This is a genomic window from Xenorhabdus anantnagensis, from assembly GCF_028598555.1.
Classification (GTDB): Bacteria; Pseudomonadota; Gammaproteobacteria; order Enterobacterales; family Enterobacteriaceae; genus Xenorhabdus; species Xenorhabdus anantnagensis.
Map to the genome: position 1 here is coordinate 1 of NZ_JAQRFN010000067.1, position 2,492 is coordinate 2,492.

6 protein-coding genes are annotated in these 2,492 nt (G+C 42.5%); all 6 read left to right on the forward strand.

Translation table 11 applies throughout. The features are described 5' to 3' along the window. The coding region (locus PSI14_RS19775; protein WP_273577689.1) for a zinc-finger-containing protein at positions 1–402 on the forward strand (402 nt) is incomplete at its 5' end. Then, the gene (locus PSI14_RS19780) at positions 402–812 is read left to right on the forward strand and encodes a hypothetical protein (RefSeq protein WP_273577690.1); all 411 of its coding nucleotides are present in this window, start codon (positions 402–404) and stop codon (positions 810–812) included. The genes PSI14_RS19775 and PSI14_RS19780, both read left to right, overlap by 1 nt. A 31-nt stretch (positions 813–843) precedes the next feature. Next, the gene (locus tag PSI14_RS19785) at positions 844–1,395 is read left to right on the forward strand and encodes a hypothetical protein (protein WP_273577691.1); all 552 of its coding nucleotides are present in this window, start codon (positions 844–846) and stop codon (positions 1,393–1,395) included. Next, positions 1,385–1,657, forward strand: a complete 273-nt coding sequence (locus PSI14_RS19790) for a hypothetical protein (RefSeq protein ID WP_273577692.1) — start codon at positions 1,385–1,387, stop codon at positions 1,655–1,657. Before PSI14_RS19785 ends, PSI14_RS19790 begins: the two co-directional genes overlap by 11 nt. Positions 1,658–1,668: 11 nt before the next feature. Next, on the forward strand, positions 1,669–1,869 hold the full coding sequence (locus PSI14_RS19795) for a hypothetical protein (protein WP_273577693.1): 201 nt from the start codon (positions 1,669–1,671) through the stop codon (positions 1,867–1,869). Then, positions 1,832–2,492, forward strand: a 661-nt coding sequence (locus PSI14_RS19800) for an MT-A70 family methyltransferase (protein ID WP_306309360.1), incomplete at its 3' end; no start/stop codon positions are given. The genes PSI14_RS19795 and PSI14_RS19800, both read left to right, overlap by 38 nt.

The following is a 2,492-nucleotide window of genomic DNA, read 5'->3' on the forward strand; positions in this document are numbered from 1 at the left end:
CCCAGAGCAGTACAGAGAGTCAATGACCCCTATCCCATTCCGACGCACTGCCGTTATTGCGGCAGGCACGTGATGATTGAACATCACCTGAACGTATTTAAACGTATTCATGATAACCGCTGGCCGTGGTTATACCACTGCTGGACATGTGGTGCGCGTGTCAGCATTCACCCTGAAACGGATATTCCGATGGGGTCACTGGCGGATAAACCGACACGGATAGCGCGTCTATCAGCCCATCAGCATTTCGATTACGTCAGAGAAAAATGGAATTGGGCGCGTACGGACGCGTACCGATGGTTAGCAAAACAGCTAGAAATTAGTCCCAGTCAATGTCATTTCGGCTGGTTTGATACTGAGATGTGCCAACGAGCAACCAATATATGCAGGAGGTTTGGGTGATGACAGATTACAGATCACTATATGAAGCATCTCAAAAAGAGATTGAATCACTAAACGAACGGGCAGGGATTACATGGAACGGTACCCCTATTTCTGAAATAAAAATGCCATATCTCGATGGGGGGAGGCAAATTATAGCGGCTACTGTTTGGGCAGAGTTAGACTGTGATCCAAGAGGAGGTGAGTTTTCAGTTTATATCAGACCACTAAATGGATCAGTAATTGATAGTGATACATATGAGTTAGTCCATCAGGAAATATACGAGTCTATCTGTAACGGGTCATTGAAAATACATCCAGACACTGACTATAGAATAATTTGTTATGAGTCTGGTGAGCGTTGCGATGTGTTTTGGGATAAATATTTTATATCACTACCAGAAATTATGATCACGGAAAAATGGGAATAACTAATTCAGATATATGCAGGGGATTTAAATAATGACTGATTTTACATCACTGGCAGACGGTGGCGAATTATCCCGTGAGGCATGGGATGATTTTGTTAAACGATTGGAATATCGGGGCGTTGATTGGCACGGCGCGGCGTATCCATCATTTACAGTCAGAGAGCGAGTTAGGGTAACCGGCTCTGAGGATGACGAGGCGGGAATATATTACGATTGTGAATCGTATTATTTCCCAGATGATTTAATAGCTATATTAGACGATGAACAGAAACAGGCGATATTTAATTACGCACAAAACGAATGTTTGTTTGAATTTGACGAATTATATGATATAGACAAATATAAATGCATAGAGTCTGTATTAGATGACGCATATATTTTCTATTGGAAATGCGATTATAGAACTGTAAATACACATTTAACCCGCGAAGCGGCAGAGAAATTTATTCAACGCAAACAACATGACTATGGAGAATTATCTGTTTATGTTGAGACGTTCTATTGGTGCTGGGAAATGCGCACACTAATTGATGGAATATTGACAGGTAAAATTAAATATATAGGTGATAATAATGATCAATGAATTTAAAAATAATACCGTGGACGATATAGCAAGCAGATTAAAAGTAGCCGCTAATGTAGCAAAAACATATAGCGGAAATGAAATTACAGTTAACTGCGATGAATTATTAAAACTCTGTGAAGCCGCAAAGAAACTCGCTGAATATGAAAATATGGAGCTGGTCGGTCATTTCTATCGCAGTGGAGATGGATTTATTGGTGAGGTTCTGGATAAATATAAAGATGCATTCCCCCTCTACCTCTACCGCCACCCCATCATATAGTGAGAACCATCATGGATATTATCGACACAGCTAACGATATCGTTGAGTTGACGGTATCTCACGCCCTCCAGAACCGGCAACCAGCATTAACCAGCATCAACGGGATGTGCCGATGGTGTGAGACAGAACCGGCAACATATGGGGCATTCTGTAGCAAGGAGTGCGGGGAGGATTATGAGCGGGATAGGCGGAGAAATGGAGCAAAAATATAGCCTCATATTGGCTGATCCGCCGTGGCAATATAATAATGCAGCCAGCAACGGAGCAGCCAACAATCACTACACTACCACCGATTTTTATTCCCTCACCCGATTACCCATCGAACAAATAGCCGCTAAAAACTCCGTCCTCGCCATGTGGTATACGGGGAATTTTACACTGGAGGCAATCAAATTAGCTGAGGCGTGGAGATTTACGGTCAAAACGATGAAATTATTCACGTGGGTAAAACTCAATAAACTGGCGATGGATCGCATAGATAAAGCTATTCAAGAAGGAAGTTTGCTCGATAGCTGGGATTTCATGGAACTGCTGAATACTGAAACACGGATGAACGGCGGTAATTACACCCGTAGTAACTCAGAAGATATGTTGATCGCTGTTCGGGGTAATGGACTACCCCGACAAAGCGCCAGCGTGAAACAGATTATTTATTCGTGTCTGGGTGAACATTCGCAAAAGCCGCGAGAAGCTCACTACAGGCTGAAGCAATTATACGGCAACTTACCCCGCATTGAATTATTTGCCCGTGAGACAGTCGAGGGCTGGGATTTATGGGGTAATGAGTCACCCCAAAATAATATCGAATTTATTAGTGAGGTTAAATTCACCACCA

What these genes read in the sequence shown, in the direction of transcription:
- PSI14_RS19780 (WP_273577690.1), top strand. Translation starts at nt 402, where the DNA reads ATGACAGATTACAGATCACTATATGAAGCATCTCAAAAAGAGATTGAA.
- PSI14_RS19785 (WP_273577691.1), top strand. Translation starts at nt 844, where the DNA reads ATGACTGATTTTACATCACTGGCAGACGGTGGCGAATTATCCCGTGAG.
- PSI14_RS19790 (WP_273577692.1), top strand. Translation starts at nt 1,385, where the DNA reads ATGATCAATGAATTTAAAAATAATACCGTGGACGATATAGCAAGCAGA.
- PSI14_RS19795 (WP_273577693.1), top strand. Translation starts at nt 1,669, where the DNA reads ATGGATATTATCGACACAGCTAACGATATCGTTGAGTTGACGGTATCT.